Below are 22,264 nucleotides of genomic sequence, written 5' to 3' on the forward strand. Positions count from 1 at the left end.
TTAAATTTATTTTTTAAAGGCAGATGTTACTTTAGGCTCTGTCCCTTGGATAAGCCGTTTAATATTTTCAATATGCAACATAAGCGCGATACCAAAAAGAACAATTGAAATCATTGTTGGTCCAACCCCAGGTATCCATAAGTAAGTTGCTGTACAAAAAATAATATAAAATACAAGCACACCAATGATTAAATAATTTGTTGTTAAAGATAAAATGACAAATAACATAAGTGCAAATAATGCAATTTTCCAATCAATAGCGAGCAATATGCCTATGATTGATGCAGTTCCTTTGCCGCCTTTGAAGCCCATATGGAACGGGAAGTTATGACCTAGTATTACACTAGCAGCTATTGCATAGGTTAATAACCACATTTGTACTTCAGTAAACTGTGAAGCATTGGAGGAAAAGTAGTAAAGTGCGCATAGCACGGCAGCAACTCCTTTACCTATATCTATAAGTGCTACTAATATGCCGTATTTCCATCCAAGAGAAAGCGTTGCGTTTGAGGCACCCGCATTGCCATGGCCAGTCTTTTTTAAATCTACTCCAGAAAGAAACTGTGCCACTTTAGAGCCATGAATACAGCCGATTAGATAACCAATAATAATAAAAATAATCATGGCTTTTACCATAAAAATACTCCTTTCAAACTATACTTTTATATAGTGTATGTGTTCTTATTACGTAAAGGAGCAGACAGAAGTTTCAGAAAAAAATAAATTTTACTGTTGACAGAAAAAAAGTCTATGTTTATACTGTGTAACAACGATGGAAATTGAATCACATACTCTTATCAAGAGCGGCGGAGGGATAGGCCCTATGATGCCCGGCAACCAGTGAGTGACGAACTTGCTAAGGTGCTAATTCCTACAGATTCTTACTTGGATCTGGCAGATAAGGGGAGGAAAACTTGCAACCGCAACCCTCTTCTTAACTGAAGGGGGTTTTTGTTTTCTCACATAAATCCTCCTCATCTCCGGTACCATCGTAAAACCCATTTAGGAGGAAGAAAACATGTCGAATTTTAAACCAGAAACTTTACTATTACACGGTGGCCAAGAGCCAGACCCAGTGACAGGCTCCCGAACTGTACCGGTGTACCGTTCAACAGCTTTCGTATTTAAAGACACTGCTCATGCGCAACGTCTTTTCGCTTTAGAAGAAGCGGGCAATATTTATACACGTATTACAAATCCAACTGTAGATGTTTTTGAAAAACGCGTCGCTTTATTGGAGGGCGGTACAGCAGCAGTAGCACTTTCATCAGGTGCAGCAGCTATCGCATTTTCAATTTTAAATCTTGCAGGAGCAGGGGATGAAATCGTAGCAGCAAGTTCTTTATACGGAGGAACATATAACTTATTAGCAAATACACTACCAAACTACGGTATTAAAACAATTTTCGTAGATGAAACAAATCCTGAGAATTTCCGATCTGCCATTAATGAAAAGACAAAAGCAGTGTTCGCTGAAATTTACGGAAACCCAAGCTTAAAAGTGCTAGATGTAGAGGCAGTAGCTACAATTGCACATGACAACGGTTTACCTTTAATTATTGATAGCACTTTTGCTTCACCATATGGCTCAACACCAATCGACTTCGGTGCAGATATCGTCGTTCACTCAGCGACAAAATGGATTGGCGGACACGGTACAACTTTAGGCGGTGTAGTTGTGGATGCAGGGAAATTTGATTGGACTCAAGGTAGATTCCCAGGATTTACAGAACCTGACGCATCTTATCACGGTTTACGATACGGTATTGATACTGCAGCGGCTGCATTTGCCACAAAACTGCGCGTGCAATTACTACGTGATTTTGGACCAACATTAAGTGCAGATGCTGCATTTAACTTATTACAAGGTTTAGAAACGCTCCATTTGCGAATTCCTAAACATAATGAAAATGCCTTAGCAGTTGCAGAATATTTACGTAACCACCCATCTGTGGAGTATGTAAACTATAATGGATTAGAAGATTTTGCCACACATGATTTAGCGAAGAAATATTTGAAAAATGGCTTCGGTTCAGTGCTTACATTTGGCATTAAAGGTGGACGAGAAGCAGGCCGTCAATTAATAGACAGCGTAAAATTATTTTCACACGTAGCAAATGTAGGCGATGCAAAATCACTAATTATTCACCCGGCGTCTACAACTCATCAACAATTATCTGCTGAGGAATTAATCCAAACTGGTGTTTCCGAGTCGCTCATTCGCTTATCAATTGGTTTAGAGGCAGTTGAGGATATTATTGCAGATTTAGAACAAGCTATTGCACAAGTAACAACAACTGAACAAAAAGTAGAAGCATAACTATTAAGATAGCCAATGATTTATGTTGTAGCGTTTACGTATTTTCTCATTCGAAATGCCTCATTTGGTAATGCGTATAACGTTGCGACATTCATCCTTACCTCATTCGGTGAGTTTTCTGAAATTTTTTATAAATAATACCTAGTAACTTTATAAGTATTGTTGACTTGGTTAAAACCATGCTGTATACTAGGGATTAAGTAAAAGGTTCGAAAGGCTACCAACCTTGAACAAAGTGATGATGTTACTAAACTTTCACCGCCATTCATTAGGCGAAAACAGCTAATTTGTTTTCATAAGTGCTCCCCCACTTTTGAATATATATATGAAAGGGGGTAGCTACCTAGCCAGTAGCTACTCTCGCTTTCCATAACTGATCGAAAAAGGAGTGTTAACAATGGGAAATATTTATCGTGCACAAAATGTAACTGCTTATCTTATATATGAATTAAATGAAAGCCATCATTTTGTAAATAATATGGCCATTCAATACTTACTTTCGACAGTTGAATCAAAATGGCAACAAACTTTTGGACATAGTGCTTTTGAAGAAATCGTATATGCTAAAGAAGAAGGCTATACAGTAAAAGAAGTTTTTGAAGAGTATAAAGTTCATGGTACAAACCATATTACGCTACCTGCGACAGAGTATTACTTACAATACGGGTCATTTCAACTAATCGAGCGCACATATGCCATACCGAACTTTACACAGGAAGAAATCAAACTAGTACAATCAGCTTTAGCACAATATCGTTATCGATTATTTTTACTAGCAAGTTAACTTTCCCTTATATTTTTTAGCTCATTCTCTACTGCTATAGGGAATGAGCTTTTTGTTGTGCTAAGTTTTTTTGGATTTGTTTCGACTTTTCAAGACAGCCATTCTATAAGTAGTATCTTCGTACATATATAATAGAAGAAAGGCATTTTTTTTATAAAAGAATCGTCAATATTTGTTCAAAAATTATAGATTTATTAAAAAAACGTATAATAAAGGCAATGAAACCGATTTCTTTTGCACGCCTAGAGAAAACAAATGTCCATCCTAGAAAGATTTTTCTTGTGCAATGGATTTATTTGCGTTACAATTTTCTTTAGGTTAAATTTTGAATTATTTGAATATGTGCTTGTAGGCACAAACTTTATATAGAGAGAAAACTGGAGAAATGTACGTTGGAGGGAATCAAGTATGGCAACTATAAAGGCAGCGATCTTAGGATTTGGAACTGTAGGTCAAGGAATTTATCATATTTTAAATGAAAAGCGTGAAGAGCTAAAACATAAATTAGGCATTGAGTTAGAAGTAGCAAAAATATTAGTAACGGATGCTAGTCGTGAACGTGTTCCGGGCACAGCACATTTAATGACAACGAGTATGGATGAAGTGTTGGCAGAGCCTGGCATGCAAGTTGTATTCGAAGCGATTGTCAATGAAGAGCCGGCATTTGGCTATTTAAAGCGTGCGGTTGAACATAAATGTCATGTGATTACAGCGAACAAAGTGATGTTTGCCAAACGTGGCTTAGAGTTACAGGAGCTTGCAAAGGCAAATGGTGTTTTCGTTGGCTTTGAAGCAACTACAGCAGGTGGAGTGCCTGTTATCAAAACGATGAAAAATATTTTGCTTGTAAACGATGTAAGTCGAATTCAAGGTATTTTGAATGGTACTTCAAACTATATTTTAACAAAAATGCGTGCGCAAGGCTGGTCCTTCGAGAAAGCCTTAAAAGAAGCACAAAACTTAGGGTATGCAGAAGCAGATCCTTATAATGATGTGTCTGGTCAAGATGCTTTTAAAAAGCTAATGATTTTAAGTGCATTAGCATTTGGTGAGCAACCAGATTGGGCTGATGTTGAAGTAATTGGTATTGATTGTATTTCTGCTGAACAGGTGAAAGATGCTTGTGAAAAAGGCTTACGTTATCGCCATGTAGCCGAAGTGGAGAAATTAGCGAACGGTAAAGTGGTGGCAAAAGTCGGTCCACAACTAGTAGATAAAGAGCATCCACTTTATCCGGTAGATGATGTTAATAATGCGGTTGCGCTTGAAACAAACTATATTGGTACATTAACATTGGTAGGACCAGGTGCAGGAATGTATCCAACAGCAAGCGTGATGGTAGAGGACTACGCTGAAATTATCGGAAAACGCGCTGGGTTCGTTGTGAGTATTTAAGTATTTGGTGCCAGTCACTCAAACAATTTTGAATTGTTTGAGTGACTGGCACTTTTAGTCTTCGTCTTTAACATCAATATCTTCAGGAATGGGTGTGTTACGCCAAATTTCTATTTCTTCTTTTATCCGTTCTAGTTGTTCAAAATAAGTGCTAAATTGTGCACTGTTAATTAGTAATTGATGACCATCATATATGGAACGGATGCGTCCTTCATAAACAAGTCGTAGTACTTGCTCCTCCGGCATGCCAAGATCAATGGCTGTTTCTTCAATGGTTTTATACATAAGCGGTCGCTCCTTTTGATGTATCTATTATACCTTCTCTCGAATGGAATGCATAATGATGGATTAATATAAGGAAAGGAATTTGGGAATTGTTTGATTTTGGATAAATCTGTATAGTTAGTAGTAATCGTGTTATAGGCAGGAGGGATAAGCAATGGTCTATCCATATTTTTTTGTTCTTTTAGCAGCTATTTTATGGGGAATGACAGGGACAGCACAAACTTTTTTAGATAAAGGTGTATCTTCCATCGCTGTAGCGACGATTCGTTCAGCAATTGGAGGAGGATTATTATTAGTCGCAGTCGTGTTATTACGTAAAATCTCTTTTCGGACATGGTCCTGGAAATGGACAATATTAGCGGCCGCAAGTATTGCCTTATTCCAAGGTCTTTTTTTTACATCCATCCGTCTAACGGGTGTAGCAATTGGAACCGTTGTGACAATTGGGAGTGCCCCTATGTTTTCAGGCATGCTAGAGTGGTTATTTTGGAAAACACGCCCCTCTAAAGTATGGGGGATTGCCACAATTATGACGATTACAGGTTGTATGTTATTGTTCATCAATAGTGGAGATCGAGCTATTCATTTAGGTGGGGTTGGGCTAGCCGTTTGTGCAGGATTATCTTTTGCCGTGTACACAAATATGAGTAAACAATTAATGGCGCAGCAAGAAGCATTGCCTGCAGTGGCGATGACATTTTCAATTTGTGCAGTATTGTTATTACCGTTTTCCATCAGTAGTGGCTTTAGCTGGCTTGCAGAGATGCAAAATTTATGGACAATGATTTTTATGGGCGTTATGTGTACAAGCATAGCGTATTTATTATTTTTAAGCGGTCTCCAGAAAATTAGCTCGTCCTCTGCTGTAACGTTGTCACTTGCAGAGCCATTGACTGCGGCCATGCTCGGGGTATTGCTAGTTGGAGAACATCTAAGTTCAACATCTTGGGTAGGTGTAGCCATGTTGCTTGGAGGAATTGTAGTTCTAACATTTACCGGAAGAAAAAATAAATAAGTATGAACAATAGATAAAAGCTTAAGAAATTCTTCATTTTTATCCTAGTTGGTTTTTAAGATTTAAACTGTACACTATTAATTGAGAGCGAGGTGTATATCATGACGAAGTTAACAGTTCTTGTAACAGATGATGATCAAGATATTCGTGATGGTATTGAAATTTACTTAAAAAATGAAGGCTATCATGTTATTAAGGCAGCAGATGGTGTGGAAGCGATTGAAAAGCTGAAAAACAATGAAATCCATTTAATTATTTTAGATATTATGATGCCGAATATGGATGGTATTACTGCCACATTTAAAATACGAGCAGAACGCAATATTCCAATTATTATGCTTAGTGCGAAAGCTGAAGATGGTGACAAGATTCATGGGTTATCTGTTGGGGCAGATGACTACGTAACAAAACCATTTCATCCACTGGAGCTGTTGGCGCGTGTTAAATCGCAATTGCGTCGTTATGTACAACTTGGGACGTATAATGACGGGGTTGCGAAGGTGGAAATTGATGGGTTAGTGCTAGATGAAGATGCCAAGGAAGTAGTATTAGAAGGCGAACCAGTTCGCTTAACACCCATTGAATACAAAATTACAGAATTATTAATGAAAAATGCAGGGCGTGTGTTTTCGATTCGAGAAATTTATGAACGTGTCTGGAATGAGGAAGCTTATAATGCAGAAAATATTGTAGCGGTCCACATTCGAAAAATACGGGAAAAAATTGAAGCGGATCCGAAAAATCCACGTTACTTAAAGGTGGTGTGGGGCGTTGGCTATAAAATGGAAAAATAAAATAGAAAAGTATGTCACGATAGCAGGGTTTGTGGCAGGTGTAATTGGTCTAATTTATTTCGGTATTTATGCCTATCAAATGGTCAATGCTCGCTCCTCCGAAATGCTACAGTTTTTTGAAAAAATTTTTTAGAGGAGCGTTAAAGACATGATGAAAAATTGGAAACCTCTTCTTACACTTATTTGTTTAACGTGGTTTATATTCGGTGTGTTTACATTTTCAAAAATTGGTTATCAGTATGTAGGGAAATCCTATTTCCAATCCGAAAACTTTCAACATGAAATGGACAATTTCCTAGCAGAAATAGGACCGCTCGCGTTAAATATACCAACCGCAGAGGAATTGAAGAGCAAGATTACAGTTTCGCAAAATGAAATTGAGGAACATCGAAATTATTATGGCTCACTTGGCACACAAATTGAGAATATAAAAAGTCAATATGAAACTCGTATTCAAGAAGCAGCTGATAATAATGCCAATGATTTAAAGACCAAGCTTGAAAATGAGCGAGATGCCAAAATAAAAGATATTACGAAGAACTTTGAAGATGATGAATATGTTCGTAAGAAAATTGTAGCGCAAAAGGGCGTGCTTATTGATAAATATATAAAATCTGTAAAAGATGAAGCAAAAGAATTCGCAAAAAATTATAATTACTTTTCTTATGAATTAACAAATGAAGATGGTGATACTTATCGTTCAGGAGATATTACTGACAGTAATGTATACAAAAAAATGTATATACAACATCCATTAAGAACGGGAAGTATTAGTAACAATTCAAGTAATTTACTATACGGTTCGGATGTATACATCGAATCCGACGTATTGAATGAAATGACTGATTACACTGGGACGATTACGATTTCTAAAAAAGCAGCCCAATCCGCAGCAATTATGGGAGGCTATGACCAATTTAAACGCAATCAATATATGTTCTTTATGATTTGGATATCTAGTCTAATTGCGGCATTCTTTGTTTGGAAAGGGCGTAAAGAATTGCTGCCAACGATTGGGGCACTAAAAGAAAAAGAATCCCTAGCGAAGTTTCGCATTGATATCCAAATTGTCATAGTGTTTATTACAGGCTGTATCTATTGGTTTACTTCATATGCTGCATTTGATGCAATTGAATATATGTATCAATACAATTATGTGCGTTTTTTAATTGACTTTGCATTTAAAGCATTGATTTTGATCACTATTGGTGTTGCGTTTTTCGTGCAAGTTATTTGGTTATATGGTCGCGTCAATACTGTTGAAAAGCTAAGTGAACATGCACAAGACAGTTATTTATGGGGAATTGGAGAATCCATGACTGATTTATTTTTAAATCGGTCAATCGCACTAAACTCAATTGTTATGGTCGCAGCTGCCTTTTTTGGTGGTGGTAGTTTTGTTGCGAGTGTTACTATGGGCGGAGGATTTCCGGTTATGGTATTCGGCATATGTGGGATTGTTGGTATCCCAGCAATGGTTGTCTTCCTATCCAAAATGGGCTATTTAAATCGCATTATGAAAGATACAAAAGATATGGCAGAAGGGCGACTTAATCGAGATGTGAAAGTAAAGGGGAAATCCCCGTTAGCAGCCCATGCCGAAAATCTTAATCACTTACGTGAAGGTGTTCGTACATCAATGCATGAGCAGGCGAAGAGTGAACGGTTAAAAACAGAGCTTATTACAAACGTCAGCCATGATTTACGTACGCCTTTAACTTCAATCATTACGTATACTGATTTATTGAAAAATCCAGATATTACGGAAGAAGAGCGTAAGCAGTATATTCATATTCTCGATAAAAAATCAGACCGTTTAAAAGTGCTAATTGAAGATCTATTTGAAGTATCCAAAATGGCGAGTGGCAATATTGAGCTCCATCGAAGTCGAGTGGATGTCACACAGCTTGTACAGCAAGCGGTTGGAGAGCATGAGGAGGATTTATCGCAAGCACGCTTAGATTTGCGTATGACAATGCCAAACGAGCCGATTTACGCTTATGTGGACGGGCAAAAATGGTGGAGATTGATTGACAATTTAATCGTCAATGTATTGAAATATGCATTAGAAGGTACACGGGTCTATGTTACGTTAAAAAGAACGGCAAATGGTGATGCAGAATTCACGGTGAAAAATGTTGCGAAATATGAAATAAGCGAAAATGCTGATGAATTATTTGAACGATTTAAGCGAGCAGATGCTTCGCGTCATACGGAGGGCTCAGGCTTAGGTTTAGCCATTGCGCAATCTATTGTTGATTTGCACGGAGCGCGTATGAGCATAGAAGTAGATGGAGATTTATTTAAAGTAATTGTACGTATACCGGCAGTGTAACAGACAAGAGGCCGGTACAAAGAGATAAGTGTTGGATTGATTGCAATCAATCTAACACTTTTTCTATGCCGTTGTTGTCCGCTACAGCGGGCGCTTTCCGCGGGCACATCGTAAGCCGCAACCCTCGCTGACGCGCGGGCTGTTGCGTCTTACGTACTGTGCGTTCCCGCAGGAGTCGCCGCCTCCGCTACCAACAACTAGTGTTCACTAACAATGCTTTTATAAGCCTATATTTTTTGCAATAATCATTTTCATTACTTCGTTTGTGCCTGCGTATATCGACATTACAGGTATATCACGATAACGTCTTGCAATTTTATATTCCTCCATATAGCCATAGCCACCGTGTAACTGCATACATTGGGCGGCTATGTCGCGTGCATTTTCGGTAATCCAGTATTTCGCCATCGAAACCTTTGTCACAACATCTTGACCGGCAATATGCTCTTCAATTAAGGATTCTAAAAACGTTTTGCCAAGCTCTATTTTAGTGGCCATTTCAGCAATTTTAAATTGCGTATTTTGAAAGTCACTAATGGATTTGCCAAAAGCCTGACGTGATTTCACATAATCGACCGTTAAATTGAGCATATCTTCGGCTGCTGATTGGGCAGCAATTGCAACAGCTAGACGTTCTTGTTGGAGTTTTTCCATCATGTAGGTGAAGCCTTTTCCTTCCTCACCGAGTAAATTTTCTACGGGAACACGGCAATCTTCAAAAAATAGTTCAGCTGTATCTTGTGCATGCATCCCTACTTTTTCAAGTTTGCGTCCTTTTGTAAAGCCTGGTGTTCCTTCTTCAATGACGATAAGGCTAATACCTCGATGTTTTTTCTCTGCATAAGGGTTTGTTTTTACGGCCACCACCACTAAATTTGCATGAATACCATTTGTGATAAAAGTCTTTTGACCATTAACAATATAATGATTGCCATCACGAATAGCAGTTGTTTGGATATTAGCTAAATCGGAGCCTGTTCCTGGTTCAGTCATAGCAATCGCAGTAATCGTCTCACCTGTTACACATTGTGGAAGCCAACGTGATTTTTGTGCGGCGCTTCCATATGCCTCGATATACGGCACAACGATATCATTATGCAAACCGACACCGATTAGGCTTGAACCTACGCGTTCTAACTCCTCTTGAATAATAACGCCAAAGCTGAAATCTAACCCTAGGCCTCCATACTCTTCTTCGACTTGAGGACATAAATAACCTAATTGTCCGAGCTTGTGCCAAAACGCTAGAGGAATAAGGTGATCTTTTTCCCATTGATCATAGTGTACCTCTGCTTCTTCAGCTAAAAACTTACGTAACGTTTTACGGAATAACTCATGTTCTGTTGATTCAAATTTGTACTTCCCCATTGAGACAACACCCCTTCATTCGCTCGTTTATGCAAAAATTTTCTAGTACATCTATAATGTTACTGAAATACAGGGCAAAATAAAAGTGCTTTTAAAAATACGATTCTTATATGGAATGCTATAATCACAATGAATATATGAAAGAAGAGGACTAGCGTATGGCAAAAATTAGCGTAGGTATTGTTATTTTAAGTATATATAGCGCTTTAACTTTCTATTTGGGCTGGGGCATCAAGCAATGGCTTGTCGCAATGAATTGGTTTTATTATCCCATTTTTTACTGGCTGCTACTTTATATTGTTTCTTTTAGCATTATTATCGGCAGGCTACACGAGTCTTTACGCGTATTTTCAGTTATAGGGAACTATTGGATGTTTATATTTGAATATGGCTTGTTATTATGTTTAACTGTACAGCTTGTGATGTGGCTAACACCATTTCACAATATTCGCATAATTGGTAGTTTAGCAGTTGCTGTGTTCTTTATATTATGGATTTTCGGTTCTTATTTTGCATACTCTCCAGTTGTCCGGCATTTAAATATTGTAATGCCTCAAAAGGATAGTGAGCTATCCTCGATGCGTGTTGTCGTTGCTTCGGATTTTCATTTAGGCGTGCTATCAAACAAAAAGCATTTACAACGTTTTGTTAGGTTATCAAATGAAGCGGAGCCAGATGTGGTTTTTTTAGCAGGAGATATTGTGGATGATGATCCAAAATGGTTTGTTCAAGAGGGAATGGCAGAAGTAATGAAACAGCTAACAGCTACTTATGGTGTGTACGGAGTACTTGGTAATCACGAATATTACGGAAAGAAAATCCCCGAATTTGTAGAAGAAATGAAAAAAGCTGGTGTTAAAATTTTGCGAGATGAAACAATTCGAGTGAGCAATGCGTTTATAATAACAGGCCAAGAAGATAAAACGAATAAAGAAAGGAAGCATCTTGAAGCTATGAAAATGAACGACCAGTTGCCTTGGTTTGTTATGAATCATACGCCAGATGATTTGACAACACCTGCGCACACAGGGGTAGACTTTCATATGTCTGGACATACGCATAAAGGGCAACTATGGCCGAATCAGTATATTACGGCACGTGTATTTGAACTAGATTATGGTTATAAGCTGAAGGGACAAATGCATACACTTGTTTCATCGGGCTTTGGATTTTGGGGACCACCAATGCGTATAGGAAGCCGTTCTGAGCTATGGGTAGTTGATATTACTTTTCAGTAAAAGAGGTAGTATAAGAAAAAAGAGTAGCTTATAATAAGTTGGTGTGTGCAAAAATCGCTTAAAGCTAAGTTAATATCGTGGGCACAAAAGAATGTAGCCTGGATGATTGTAAATGCAACGTACAAAGAGCCTTTTTATCATCTGTGGCATTTCTTTATGTTGTGGAAGCGCTGTTTCCCCGCGTAAAACAAAAGTAGAATAACGTTAAAAGGTAAGGTGACAATGTGGAGATAATAGAATTATTAAAGGCACTTATTTTAGGCTTTGTCGAAGGAATGACAGAGTTTGCACCAGTATCGTCTACAGGTCATATGATTATTGTCGATGATATGTGGTTGAAGACAGAGCAGTTTTTAGGAAAGTATCCGGCTAATACGTTTAAAATTGTTGTTCAGCTAGGGTCCATTTTAGCGGTTATCGTGGTCATGTGGAAGCGTATGCTAAGTCTAGTTGGCCTCTATAATATTGATGGACAATCAAAATCGATGACAGGTCGCTTTAACTTAATGCATGTAATTGTTGGTATGTTACCAGCAATAGTGCTAGGTTTTGCTTTTAAAGATTTTATTGACGACCATCTATTTAAAGTAGAGCATGTTATTTATGCATTAGTTGCAGGGGCAATTTTAATGATTGCTGCAGATAAATTGGCTCCAAGAAGACCAAAAGTTAATTCATTAGATGAGATTTCTTACGGCATGGCGTTTAAAGTTGGTTTAGTACAGTGTTTATCGTTATGGCCAGGATTCTCTCGTTCAGGGGCAACAATTTCAGGTGGTGTTCTTTTTGGGATTAGTCACCGTGTAGCTGCAGACTTTACATTTATTATGGCGGTTCCTATAATGGCAGGTGCCAGTCTTGTATCAGTATTGAAAAACTGGGATACGCTTTCAATGGATTATTTAGGGTTTTATGTAGTTGGTTTTATTAGTTCATTTGTATTTGCATTATTATCCATTAAGTTTTTCTTAGCACTTATCTCAAAAGTAAAACTAATGCCATTTGCAATCTATCGTTTAGTGTTAGCTGCAATTCTTAGTGTTATTATATTTATGTAATTAAAAAGTCACTCATTTGTCACAACAATGAGTGGCTTTTTTTTGAATTTAGAACGTTTTGTTTAGAATGAGTAATGCTTAAATATCAATATCATCCAATTAATAATAATATACATATAAATAAGTAGGTATAAAGAAATGTTAAAAGAGTGAAACGTGTGTAAAATCGTGGTATAGTAGATAAAATTTACTGAACTATTGTAACTATTATTACATACACTTTATAATCAATAATAGAAAAGGTCATAATACTTATTTTAGCTAATAGGTTTTAACATTCAAAAAGAAAAGACATAATATTTTAATTTATGGGGTGGAGAGATGTTTCAATTTAGAAATAGACCTAAGCAAAATACAATTGTAATGAATGATGTGTCAAATACAGGTGTAATTATTCAAGATCAGGAACGTTTGTTACAGTTACACCTTGTCAATCTCACAAAACAGGACTTGCAGTTAATAAAAAGTTTAAAGCCATATATCGAGCAAAATGTTGTGGATATTGTTGAAACATTTTATAAGGCCGTTGAGAGTGTACCTACTTTACGAGATGTTATTCAAAAGTACAGTTCGAGTGAACGCCTCCGTCAAACACTTCGCCACCATATAATTGAAATGTTTGAAGGAAGAATAGATAATGCCTTTATAGAAAAAAGGCGAAATGTAGGCAAGATGCATGTAAAGATTAACTTATATCCAAAATGGTATTTAGCTGCGTTTCAAAACTTAGAAAAATCCTTGCGCAAGACTGTCTATAATTTATATTTGTCTAAAGAAGAAGAGGAGAAGTATTGTGATGCAGTAAGTAAGATGTGTAATTTCGAACAACAGATTGTGTTAGAAGAATATAATAACTACTCTAATTCTTTAATAGAAGAGCAACGAATGAGTGTACGGACACATGTAAAGGATATAGTGGGTGGCATTTCGACGCAATTAGAGGCACAGTCACATGATACAAATGAGTCAGTGATGGAGCTGATTTCTAGTACAAAGCAAGTAAATGCATATTTAAAAGACAGTATTGATGAGGCCAAAATGATGCAAAAGGTTTCATCGGAAGGCTATTCAAAAATCGTATTGTTAAATGAGCAAACAGGCAAAATCAATGATAAAACGATTGAAATGGCCATGATGGTGGAGGAGTTAAATCATTCCTCTTCAAAAATAAATAATGTCATTGAAATGGTCAAAAATATTTCTGGACAAACCAATTTACTAGCATTGAATTCAGCAATTGAAGCTGCAAGAGCTGGAGAGCATGGAAAAGGTTTTGCAGTTGTCGCAGATGAGGTACGTAAGCTGGCAGACCAAACGAAAGAATCTGTGGAAAAAATTGCGGAATTAATCGGTATGTCCAATGGGATTACCAAACATGTTGTACTAGCCATTCAAGAAATTCAAGTGCTTGTCAATAATAGCATCGAGCAAAACTTGAATTCATTAAAAGCCTTTGATGCAATATCTGGTTCGGTGGAGGGCTCTATCGTTAACTTTCAAAATGTTGGAAATCAAATAACGGAGTTGGCGAATGTCATTGAGTCCATTGGAGAATCTTCCGAGGAATTAGAACGAGTTGCGAGTCGTCTAGATACGACCATTAAAGATTTCTAACTGAACGCGTAGCATTTTGCGTCTTGCTGCACGTTTAAAGTAGGACAATCACCGCATTTTACACCAATTCGATTGAATATAAATTCCATTTTCTGATTAAAAAAGCATAAACATGACTAAAGGTATTAAGTTCAACTACTTGATGCCTTTTAATGTTATTAGAGCTATATACAAAAAAAGATATATTTTTTGACTAGAACTCTCGAAATTTAGAAGGGGAATTTTTAAAAGAAACGGATAGAATGCCTGAACAGAAGGACAGATTTACTAAAAAGGAGGATGGAATGAAAAAGTAAAAAAACGCTTTTTAAAAAGGGATTAAGTGGAGAAAATCAATGTAAAAGCTTGCTTGTGACCTTCCCCTATTAGTGTTACGCTATAGGCAAAATGGGGAAACGAATAAGGGGTGTTGGATGATGAAAAAGAAATTGTTTATTACACGTAAATTCCCGGCTCAGTTTGTCGAGCCTTTAGAGGAGCATTATGATATTGAACAATGGGAGGAAGAAGAGACCGTTATACCTCGCGCTAAACTTTTAGCAGCCGTTGCAAACTGTGAAGTTTTGTGGGTAACGATAGCGGATCAAGTCGATGAGGAATTGCTTTCACACGCCCCCAATTTAAAACTTGTGACAAATTTAGCAGTGGGCTTTAATAATATTGATGTGCCTGCATTACGTAAAAGAGGGATTATGGCAACAAACACGCCTGGTGTGTTAACTAATACGACAGCAGATTTAGTATTTGGTTTACTGCTAGCAACAGCACGTAGAATACCAGAAAGCGAGCGTTATTTACGTGAAGGTAAATGGCAAAGTTGGTACCCGATGCAATTAGTTGGTAAAGATGTATCAGGCGCAACAATTGGGATAATTGGAATGGGGCGGATTGGGCAGGCTGTTGCAAGACGAGCAAAAGGTTTTGATATGAAAGTTTTATATCATAACCGTAGACGTCGCCATGAAGCAGAAGAAATGTATGGGTTTTGCTATGCATCACTTGAAGAGCTATTAACAAAATCTGATTTTGTTGTGATTATGACACCCTATAATAAAGATACGGTAGGTCTAATTGGTGCAAAGGAACTCGCCTTAATGCAGGAAGATGCGGTATTAATTAACGCGTCTCGTGGTGGTATTATTGACGAGAATGCCCTTTATGATACCTTGAAAAATGGCAAGCTATGGGCTGCTGGTCTAGATGTTTTTGAACAGGAGCCAGTTGCATTGAATCATCCACTATTAACCTTACCAAACGTTGTTGTATTACCGCATATTGGTAGTGCATCTTTAAAGACAAGAACAGCTATGCTCATGCTCAATGTCAATGCATTAATGGCATACGGGCAGGGTAAGCCACTTTCAAATCGAATTGATTAACGAATGGAGCTTGGCTCATAGAAAGTAAATCAATCTAGGCGCAGATCTAAATGGATCAAGCGTCTTTTTTTGTGCCAATATAGATTGATCATGCAGATACTACTTGAGATATTTAGTGAAGTGTCTATAAGATAAAATTCATTATTATGAATATATTTCACAATTAATTGCGAATCAGATTAAAATGTATTATATTATTCACAAATATGAAAAAATAGGTGAGATGATGAATATAGGGATAGAAATAAAAAAATTGAGGACTGACAAAGGTATTACTTTGAAAGAGTTAAGTGAAAGAAGCGAACTTTCTGTTGGGTTTTTGTCTCAATTAGAGAGGGGGCTTACGACGATAGCAGTCGATTCACTTGAAAAGCTAGCTACTATATTGGGAGTCCATTTAACATATTTTTTTGATTATCCACATAAGCGGAAAGATATCGTTTTAAGGAGTTATGAGCAAGAAATAATGGAAGCCGTAGAAGGTGGATTTATTAAGTATAGTTTAAGCACCAACTTGGAAAATAAACAACTTGTTCCAAGGCTTATCGAAATTCTACCTCAAAAGCAAGATGAAGAAATTTTATCTTATACGCATGAGGGCGAAGAGTTTATTTACGTTTTAGAAGGTATATTAACCGTTTACATAAATGGTAATCGACATGAAGTGTATCCTGGTGATTGTGTTCATATGGACTCAACTATCTCTCACAATTGGGCGAATTACACTAATAAAAAGGTTAAGCTTATCGCTGTTAACACACCTAATTATCTTTTCAAATAGTAGGATGTACACTACAGCTAGCGAGCAGTAATAAAGCTTATAGAAAGTGATAATAGAAATGGATAAATTTGTATTATACCTAATAGGTTCTTTTTTTGTAATTGGTGGGATTGATTATATTACTGGGAATCATCTGAAATTGGGCGAAAAATTTGAGGAAGGCATAAAAACGATGGGGGCTTTAGGGCTTGGTATGATAGGAATACTGTCTTTAGCACCTGTATTAACGAATTTTTTATCCGCCCAAATTAGTCCAATAAGTAAAGTGTTTCATTTGGACCCTTCCATTATTCCAGCAGCATTTCTAGCTGTAGATATGGGAGGCTTTCAAATGGCTGAAAAGCTTGCTTTGTCAAATGAGATGGGAGCATTTTCAGGAATTATCATTGCATCTACTTTAGGAGCCACCGTTAGTTTTTCAATACCTGTTGCGTTAGGGATGCTTGCTAAAGAGGATGAAAAATATTTTTCTAAAGGTGTGTTAATTGGCATCATTACTATACCAATCGGATGTCTTGTAGCAGGCTTATGGCAAAAAATAAATATCACTGTACTTGTATGGAATCTAATCCCTATATTTGTTTTTACTATTATGTTAGGGGTTGGATTACTCAAGGCTCAACATATTTTTATAAAAGCTTTTAATCTATTTGGAAAGTTTATAGTGACGTTAAGTACTGTTGGATTACTATTACAAGGCATTGACGTGATATTTGGTGTAAAGCTTGTTTCAGGATTAGCACCGCTATCTGAATCAACTATTATAGTAGGGAAAATTGCATTTATTTTAGCGGGAGCATATCCGATGCTAGCCATGCTAAGTGGAATTTTCAAAAAAAGTTTTAACGCATTAGGAGAGAAATTTGGCATGAATGCTGTGTCAGTAGCAGGCCTTCTCGGAAATTTAGCTAGTAATCTATTAATTTTTGGAACATATAAGGAGATGAACCCTAAAGGAAAAGTCGTATGTACGGCTTTTGGCGTAAGTGGAGCATTTGTATTTGGGGGTCAATTTGGTTTTGTATCAGAAGTAGCTCCGGAAATGCTAGGTGCGTTTATAGTAGCAAAGCTGACTGCAGGGCTTATTAGTATAACCTTGGCATTATGGCTGTATGATCGTGAAAATAAAAAAATTCATTTAAATGAAAATGGAGGTATTCATAATGAATAGTAGAGATAGAGTCGAAAAGTTAAGAGAGCTTATGGTAAAACATCAACTGGATGCTTATATCGTTCCAAGTTTTGATGCACATCAGGGAGAATATGTAGCAGAACATTGGAAAGGCAGAGAATGGCTATCAGGCTTTACAGGGTCTGCAGGGACAGTAGTCATTACTTTAAAAGATGCTGGTTTATGGACAGATGGCAGATATTATATTCAAGCTGACAAGCAACTTGAAAATTCAGGTATCAGATTATTTAGAATGATGGATCCGGGGGTACCTTCTTATACAGAATGGCTAGCAGATGTTCTTGAAGAAGGAAGCAATGTGGGCTTTGATGGAAATGTTTTTTCAATTGATATGGTTAGAAGTATGGAAAAAGATTTAAAAGCGAAGGCAATCTTATTCAAAATGGATCAAGATTTAATTGGTGAGTTATGGGGAGATCGACCAGAGATTCCTAAAGGAACGATTTTTAGTCATGACGTCAACTATGCTGGGAAATCACGTGCGGAGAAATTAGATGAAGTAAGAGCGGAAATGAAAAATAAAGGCGCAAATTATTATATTTTAACTTCACTTGATGATATTGCCTGGCTATTGAATATTAGAGGAGCAGATGTACCAAACAATCCAGTGGCTATAGCGAATGTCATCGTAGCAGAACATACATGTTATTTATTTATTGATTCTTGCAAGGTCCCTACTGCGCTTAAATCGGAACTGGAGGGAGAAGGAATTACGTTAAGGGAATATCATGAAATTGAAACTTTTTTAGCAAACCTTTCGGGCGAAGATGCTGTTAGTTTAGATACAAATAAAACAAATATTCGATTGTATAATGCCATTAACAGTCATGTAACGAAAATTGAAAGTCCTAACATGACGACTAACTTAAAATCGATTAAGAATGAAGTGGAAATAAAAAATCTAAAATGGTGTGAAATAAAAGATGGTTTAGCTATGGTGAAATTTATAAAGTGGTTAAAACACTTTGTAGATAAAGAAGAAATTACAGAGATTGCTGCGGAAGAAAGATTAGAAGATTTCAGAAGAGAGCAAGAAGGATTTGTGGGTCCTAGCTTTGATACGATTGCGGGTTATCAAGACCATGCAGCGATGATGCATTATAAAGCTAATAAAGAAACACAATATACGCTGAAGAATGAAGGTCTATTTTTAATTGATTCAGGCGGACAGTATTATGATGGAACAACAGATATTACACGGACAATTGTTTTAGGAAGTCTTACGGATGAACAAAAAAGAGATTTTACTTTGGTGTTAAAAGGGTTTATTGCATTAAGCTCAGTAAAATTTTTGTATGGTGCAACAGGAGCTAATTTAGATGTTTTGGCAAGACAACCAATTTGGCAATATGGCTTGGATTATAAATGTGGCACAGGACATGGAGTAGGGTTTTTCTTGAATGTTCATGAAGGGCCACAAAGCATCCGCAATACCAATCATGTGCCATTAGAAAAAGGCATGATTATTACGAATGAACCGGGAATATACCTTGAAGGCAAGTATGGCATTCGAATTGAAAATATGATGTCAGTAGTAGAGGCTGAGAAAACAGAATTTGGTCAATTTATGAAGTTTGAAGCAGTAACGTATTGTCCTATTGATTTAGCAGGTATCAATCAAGATATGTTAACAGAGAGTGAAAAGCAATGGCTAAATCATTACCATCAAGAGGTGTATACTACGCTAGCTCCTTATTTAAATGAAGAAGAACGAGTATGGCTAATGGAAGAAACAAAAGCAATATAAAAAAAGTTTAGCGGATAAAACGCTATCCTATCGCCATCTGATGATAACAGTAAAAAGCCTAATTTCTCAGCGTAACGTTGAGCAATTGGGCTTTTTATTTAGCAGATTGTACTCAATTGATGGTCAAGGCCAAGCTTCTTGACGTAGCGGACCTCAACTGCGTAACAAAAAGAGTTCGTTTGACTACGGTCAATCGAACTCTTTAAAGAAAGTACACGGTCTATTTGGCTAGTTACTTATTGAACATATCAAATAGACCGCCGATACCACCTTCACCTGATGAATGTCCGCCACCGCCTTGCGAAATCGGTGCTGCAGCGAAGACGCGGCTTGCTAATCGGCTAAATGGTAATGATTGAACCCATACAGTACCAGGGCCGCGTAAAGTTGCAAAGAAGATACCTTCTCCACCGAATAGTGCCGTTTTTACGCCGCCAACCATTTCGATATTATAATCAACGTCAGAAGTCATCGCTACTAAACAGCCTGTATCCACACGTAATACTTCACCTGGCTGTAGCGTTTTTCGATGAATTGCCCCACCAGCGTGTACAAAAGCCATACCATCGCCTTCAAGTTTTTGCATAATAAAGCCTTCACCACCGAAGAAGCCTACGCCGATTTTCTTCTGGAATTCAACACCAACTGAAACGCCTTTAGCTGCTGCTAAAAAAGCATCTTTTTGACAAATAATTTTCCCTTTTAATTGGCTTAAATCCATTGGAATAATCTTACCTGGGTAAGGAGACGCGAAATAGACATGACGTTTCCCTGTACCGATGTTTGTAAATGTTGTCATGAATAAGCTTTCACCCGTTACTAGGCGTTTCCCTGCACCGAGTAATTTCCCCATAAGACCGCTTTGGCCATTGCCTTTCGAACCATCTCCGAAAATAGTTTCCATTTGAATTGCATCATCCATCATCATTAAGGCGCCAGCTTCTGCTACCACCGTTTCTTGCGGATCAAGTTCAACTTGCACATATTGCATGTCATCTCCAAATACTTTGTAGTCGATCTCATGGTTATTCATCGTGTAATTCCTCCAATATCGTTTGTTGTTATTGTATACGATTATTAGGCTGGATAGTTTCATTACATAATTAATAATTTTAGAAAAAAAGGGAATAAGATAGAAAATGTCGAATATAAAAAACTAGAATGTGTATTATTTATCTTTTGTCAGTTATTTTTCTACTAGTGGTGAAAGTATGCATCATCTAGTTGGAATTACTGGAAATGAAGATAAAGCCTTTGGCAAGTGCCGCCGATATTTTAACCAAAAATACTTCGAGATTATTGCTCGAGTCATATCTTTGTTATGAAAATTCGGAATTTTGGCATTTTGTATCTGCATATATATAATGCAGTACACATAGAGGGCGAGAGCGACGGATATTTTCTGTAGCATTAGCGACATGTTCAAAGAAGCCAAGGCATCATAGATATATCAGGGGGTGTGTGTAATGGAGATTAAAAACTATATCGGTGGTAAATGGGTTACACATTCGCATTTACAAAGTATAGCAGTGACGAATCCTGCAAACGGAGAGCACTTAGCAACAATACCACTTTCAACTGCAAATGAAGTGACGGAAGCGGTAGCTGTAGCGAAAGCAGCACAAAAAAGTTGGGCACTTGTGCCAGCACCAAAGCGTGCAGATTATTTATATGCCATCGGTCAAAAGATGAAAGAAAAGAAAGAATATTTGGCGACCGTTTTAACAAAAGAAATGGGTAAGGTGATTGAAGAAGCAAGAGGTGAGGTACAGGAAGGAATTGATATGGCTTATTATATGGCGGGTGAAGGTCGACGGTTATTTGGAGAGACGACACCGTCAGAGCTTGCCAATAAATTTGCTATGAGTGTACGTGCACCAATAGGCGTAGTAGGGCTAATAACTCCTTGGAATTTCCCTGTGGCAATCGCTACATGGAAATCATTCCCTGCAATTGTCGCAGGCAATACATTTATTTGGAAACCATCAAATGAAACGCCGATGATGGCTTATGAAATGGGGAAAATTTTTGAAGAAGTTGGCTTACCAGAAGGGGTAGCGAATATTGTTTTTGGTACAGGGCCAACGGTAGGAACAGCACTAATAGAACATCCCGATGTAAAAGTCATATCGTTTACCGGCTCTACCTCAACAGGAAGTAAGGTGGCGGAACTTGGCGGCAAACATTTAAAGAAAATTTCGCTAGAGATGGGCGGCAAAAATGCTGTCATTGTTATGGATGATGCAGATTTACAGCTCGCTACAGAAGCAATATTATGGAGCGCATTTGGCACTGCTGGTCAACGATGTACAGCATGTAGTCGTGTGATTGTGCATAAAGATGTAAGGGAGGAATTAGAAAATCGTCTATTAGAAGCAATGCAATTTTTAACTATTGGAGACGGTTTGGATGAAAGTGTGAAAATTGGTCCGGTGATTAATAGAGCGGCATTAGAAAAAATTAATCATTATGTACAGATTGGTAAACAAGAAGGTGCAACCTTATTAACTGGTGGCAAAATTTTAAATGAAGCACCTTATGATAAAGGGTTTTACTATGAGCCAACATTATTTACAAATGTAAAGCCTCATATGATTATTGCACAGGAAGAAATTTTTGGTCCGGTCGTCTCTCTTATTGAAGTTGCCAATTTAGAAGAAGCAATCGAAGTCAATAATGATGTTAAATTCGGCTTATCAAGCTCTATTTTCTCACAAAATGTGAATACGATTTTCCGCGCTCAACGCGACTTAGATACAGGTATTGTCTATATTAATGCAGGTACGACAGGTGCAGAAATCCATTTGCCATTCGGCGGAACGAAAGGAACAGGGAATGGACATCGAGATTCCGGTGTGGCAGCATTGGACGTTTACACAGAATGGAAGAGCATATACGTTGACTACAGCGGTAAATTACAAAGAGCACAAATCGATACAAAGTAACAGATCAATGAAAG

The 22,264-nt window shown here is 37.4% G+C and carries 19 protein-coding genes and 1 riboswitch; of the genes, 15 read left to right on the forward strand and 4 right to left on the reverse strand.

From position 1 onward, the window contains the following. Positions 1 to 6: 6 nt before the first annotated feature. Entirely contained in the window at positions 7 to 636 is a 630-nt protein-coding gene (locus MHH88_RS02045) for a glycerol-3-phosphate acyltransferase (protein ID WP_339261294.1), read from the reverse strand. 155 nt (positions 637 to 791) lie between these two features. Further along, positions 792 to 905, forward strand: a riboswitch (SAM riboswitch). A gap of 113 nt (positions 906 to 1,018) precedes the next feature. Here MHH88_RS02045 and MHH88_RS02050 point away from each other — a divergent pair. From MHH88_RS02050 to MHH88_RS02060, 3 genes are all read left to right on the forward strand, one after another. Next, positions 1,019 to 2,320, forward strand: coding sequence for an O-acetylhomoserine aminocarboxypropyltransferase/cysteine synthase family protein (locus MHH88_RS02050; RefSeq protein WP_024362740.1), 1,302 nt, complete (start codon positions 1,019 to 1,021; stop codon positions 2,318 to 2,320). Between the two features lie 397 nt (positions 2,321 to 2,717). Then, entirely contained in the window at positions 2,718 to 3,104 is a 387-nt protein-coding gene (locus MHH88_RS02055; protein WP_069512946.1) for a hypothetical protein, read from the forward strand. 408 nt (positions 3,105 to 3,512) lie between these two features. Next, positions 3,513 to 4,499 (forward strand): homoserine dehydrogenase, encoded by a 987-nt coding sequence (locus tag MHH88_RS02060; RefSeq protein ID WP_024362742.1) that lies wholly within the window; start codon positions 3,513 to 3,515, stop codon positions 4,497 to 4,499. A 54-nt stretch (positions 4,500 to 4,553) separates the two neighbouring features. On the opposite strand, the gene MHH88_RS02065 is transcribed toward MHH88_RS02060, so the two are convergent. After that, entirely contained in the window at positions 4,554 to 4,784 is a 231-nt protein-coding gene (locus MHH88_RS02065; RefSeq protein ID WP_024362743.1) for an excisionase, read from the reverse strand. A 154-nt stretch (positions 4,785 to 4,938) separates the two neighbouring features. Between MHH88_RS02065 and MHH88_RS02070 the strand changes: the two genes are divergently transcribed. From MHH88_RS02070 to MHH88_RS02085, 4 genes are all read left to right on the forward strand, one after another. Beyond that, entirely contained in the window at positions 4,939 to 5,799 is an 861-nt protein-coding gene (locus MHH88_RS02070; protein WP_069512945.1) for an EamA family transporter, read from the forward strand. A gap of 101 nt (positions 5,800 to 5,900) precedes the next feature. Next, positions 5,901 to 6,593 (forward strand): response regulator transcription factor, encoded by a 693-nt coding sequence (locus MHH88_RS02075; RefSeq protein ID WP_069512944.1) that lies wholly within the window; start codon positions 5,901 to 5,903, stop codon positions 6,591 to 6,593. Next, positions 6,571 to 6,726: a hypothetical protein gene (locus MHH88_RS02080; protein ID WP_181020965.1), complete on the forward strand. Its 156-nt coding sequence runs from the start codon at positions 6,571 to 6,573 to the stop codon at positions 6,724 to 6,726. The genes MHH88_RS02075 and MHH88_RS02080 overlap by 23 nt, the downstream gene beginning before the upstream one ends. A 15-nt stretch (positions 6,727 to 6,741) precedes the next feature. Further along, a complete protein-coding gene (locus MHH88_RS02085; protein WP_339261297.1) occupies positions 6,742 to 8,928 on the forward strand; it encodes a HAMP domain-containing sensor histidine kinase in 2,187 nt (728 codons plus the stop codon). Between the two features lie 219 nt (positions 8,929 to 9,147). Here MHH88_RS02085 and MHH88_RS02090 read toward each other — a convergent pair whose 3' ends face one another. Next, entirely contained in the window at positions 9,148 to 10,296 is a 1,149-nt protein-coding gene (locus tag MHH88_RS02090) for an acyl-CoA dehydrogenase family protein (RefSeq protein WP_103977513.1), read from the reverse strand. A gap of 158 nt (positions 10,297 to 10,454) precedes the next feature. Here MHH88_RS02090 and MHH88_RS02095 point away from each other — a divergent pair, with 158 nt between their 5' ends. The 7 genes from MHH88_RS02095 (at position 10,455) to MHH88_RS02125 (ending at position 19,305) form a co-directional block, all read left to right on the forward strand. Further along, positions 10,455 to 11,534 (forward strand): metallophosphoesterase, encoded by a 1,080-nt coding sequence (locus MHH88_RS02095; RefSeq protein ID WP_339261300.1) that lies wholly within the window; start codon positions 10,455 to 10,457, stop codon positions 11,532 to 11,534. A gap of 224 nt (positions 11,535 to 11,758) precedes the next feature. After that, positions 11,759 to 12,592: an undecaprenyl-diphosphate phosphatase gene (locus MHH88_RS02100; protein WP_339261302.1), complete on the forward strand. Its 834-nt coding sequence runs from the start codon at positions 11,759 to 11,761 to the stop codon at positions 12,590 to 12,592. A gap of 321 nt (positions 12,593 to 12,913) precedes the next feature. Continuing rightward, a complete protein-coding gene (locus tag MHH88_RS02105) occupies positions 12,914 to 14,206 on the forward strand; it encodes a globin-coupled sensor protein (protein ID WP_339261304.1) in 1,293 nt (430 codons plus the stop codon). 416 nt (positions 14,207 to 14,622) lie between these two features. After that, positions 14,623 to 15,585 carry a D-glycerate dehydrogenase gene (locus MHH88_RS02110; RefSeq protein WP_339262973.1) on the forward strand — a complete coding sequence of 321 codons (963 nt, stop codon included), beginning with the start codon at positions 14,623 to 14,625 and terminating at the stop codon, positions 15,583 to 15,585. Between the two features lie 184 nt (positions 15,586 to 15,769). After that, complete coding sequence (locus tag MHH88_RS02115; protein WP_256093216.1) at positions 15,770 to 16,366, forward strand: XRE family transcriptional regulator; 597 nt, start codon at positions 15,770 to 15,772, stop codon at positions 16,364 to 16,366. Positions 16,367 to 16,424: 58 nt separating this feature from the next. Next, positions 16,425 to 17,537 (forward strand): ethanolamine utilization protein EutH, encoded by a 1,113-nt coding sequence (gene eutH / locus MHH88_RS02120; RefSeq protein ID WP_339261307.1) that lies wholly within the window; start codon positions 16,425 to 16,427, stop codon positions 17,535 to 17,537. After that, positions 17,530 to 19,305 (forward strand): aminopeptidase P family protein, encoded by a 1,776-nt coding sequence (locus MHH88_RS02125; protein ID WP_339261309.1) that lies wholly within the window; start codon positions 17,530 to 17,532, stop codon positions 19,303 to 19,305. Before eutH ends, MHH88_RS02125 begins: the two co-directional genes overlap by 8 nt. 232 nt (positions 19,306 to 19,537) lie before the next feature. Here the strand turns inward: MHH88_RS02125 and MHH88_RS02130 are convergent, their stop codons facing one another. Further along, positions 19,538 to 20,338 carry a TIGR00266 family protein gene (locus tag MHH88_RS02130; protein WP_069512935.1) on the reverse strand — a complete coding sequence of 267 codons (801 nt, stop codon included), beginning with the start codon at positions 20,336 to 20,338 and terminating at the stop codon, positions 19,538 to 19,540. A 433-nt stretch (positions 20,339 to 20,771) separates the two neighbouring features. On the opposite strand from MHH88_RS02130, the gene MHH88_RS02135 reads away from it, so the two are divergent. Continuing rightward, the gene (locus MHH88_RS02135; protein ID WP_339261311.1) at positions 20,772 to 22,250 is read left to right on the forward strand and encodes an aldehyde dehydrogenase family protein; all 1,479 of its coding nucleotides are present in this window, start codon (positions 20,772 to 20,774) and stop codon (positions 22,248 to 22,250) included. Positions 22,251 to 22,264 lie beyond the last annotated feature (14 nt).

Origin of the sequence: Lysinibacillus sp. FSL K6-3209, from assembly GCF_037976175.1 — a bacterium.
Taxonomy (GTDB): domain Bacteria; phylum Bacillota; class Bacilli; order Bacillales_A; family Planococcaceae; genus Lysinibacillus; species Lysinibacillus sphaericus_D.

Bases quoted from the DNA above. Each gene is read 5' to 3' on its own strand.
- MHH88_RS02075 (WP_069512944.1), top strand. From the start codon at position 5,901: ATGACGAAGTTAACAGTTCTTGTAACAGATGATGATCAAGATATTCGT.
- MHH88_RS02115 (WP_256093216.1), top strand. From the start codon at position 15,770: ATGTATTATATTATTCACAAATATGAAAAAATAGGTGAGATGATGAAT.
- MHH88_RS02065 (WP_024362743.1), bottom strand. From the start codon at position 4,784: ATGTATAAAACCATTGAAGAAACAGCCATTGATCTTGGCATGCCGGAG.
- MHH88_RS02135 (WP_339261311.1), top strand. From the start codon at position 20,772: ATGGAGATTAAAAACTATATCGGTGGTAAATGGGTTACACATTCGCAT.
- MHH88_RS02045 (WP_339261294.1), bottom strand. From the start codon at position 636: ATGGTAAAAGCCATGATTATTTTTATTATTATTGGTTATCTAATCGGC.
- MHH88_RS02090 (WP_103977513.1), bottom strand. From the start codon at position 10,296: ATGGGGAAGTACAAATTTGAATCAACAGAACATGAGTTATTCCGTAAA.
- MHH88_RS02095 (WP_339261300.1), top strand. From the start codon at position 10,455: ATGGCAAAAATTAGCGTAGGTATTGTTATTTTAAGTATATATAGCGCT.
- MHH88_RS02130 (WP_069512935.1), bottom strand. From the start codon at position 20,338: ATGAATAACCATGAGATCGACTACAAAGTATTTGGAGATGACATGCAA.
- MHH88_RS02105 (WP_339261304.1), top strand. From the start codon at position 12,914: ATGTTTCAATTTAGAAATAGACCTAAGCAAAATACAATTGTAATGAAT.
- MHH88_RS02055 (WP_069512946.1), top strand. From the start codon at position 2,718: ATGGGAAATATTTATCGTGCACAAAATGTAACTGCTTATCTTATATAT.
- MHH88_RS02060 (WP_024362742.1), top strand. From the start codon at position 3,513: ATGGCAACTATAAAGGCAGCGATCTTAGGATTTGGAACTGTAGGTCAA.
- MHH88_RS02110 (WP_339262973.1), top strand. From the start codon at position 14,623: ATGAAAAAGAAATTGTTTATTACACGTAAATTCCCGGCTCAGTTTGTC.
- MHH88_RS02125 (WP_339261309.1), top strand. From the start codon at position 17,530: ATGAATAGTAGAGATAGAGTCGAAAAGTTAAGAGAGCTTATGGTAAAA.
- eutH (WP_339261307.1), top strand. From the start codon at position 16,425: ATGGATAAATTTGTATTATACCTAATAGGTTCTTTTTTTGTAATTGGT.
- MHH88_RS02070 (WP_069512945.1), top strand. From the start codon at position 4,939: ATGGTCTATCCATATTTTTTTGTTCTTTTAGCAGCTATTTTATGGGGA.
- MHH88_RS02050 (WP_024362740.1), top strand. From the start codon at position 1,019: ATGTCGAATTTTAAACCAGAAACTTTACTATTACACGGTGGCCAAGAG.
- MHH88_RS02085 (WP_339261297.1), top strand. From the start codon at position 6,742: ATGATGAAAAATTGGAAACCTCTTCTTACACTTATTTGTTTAACGTGG.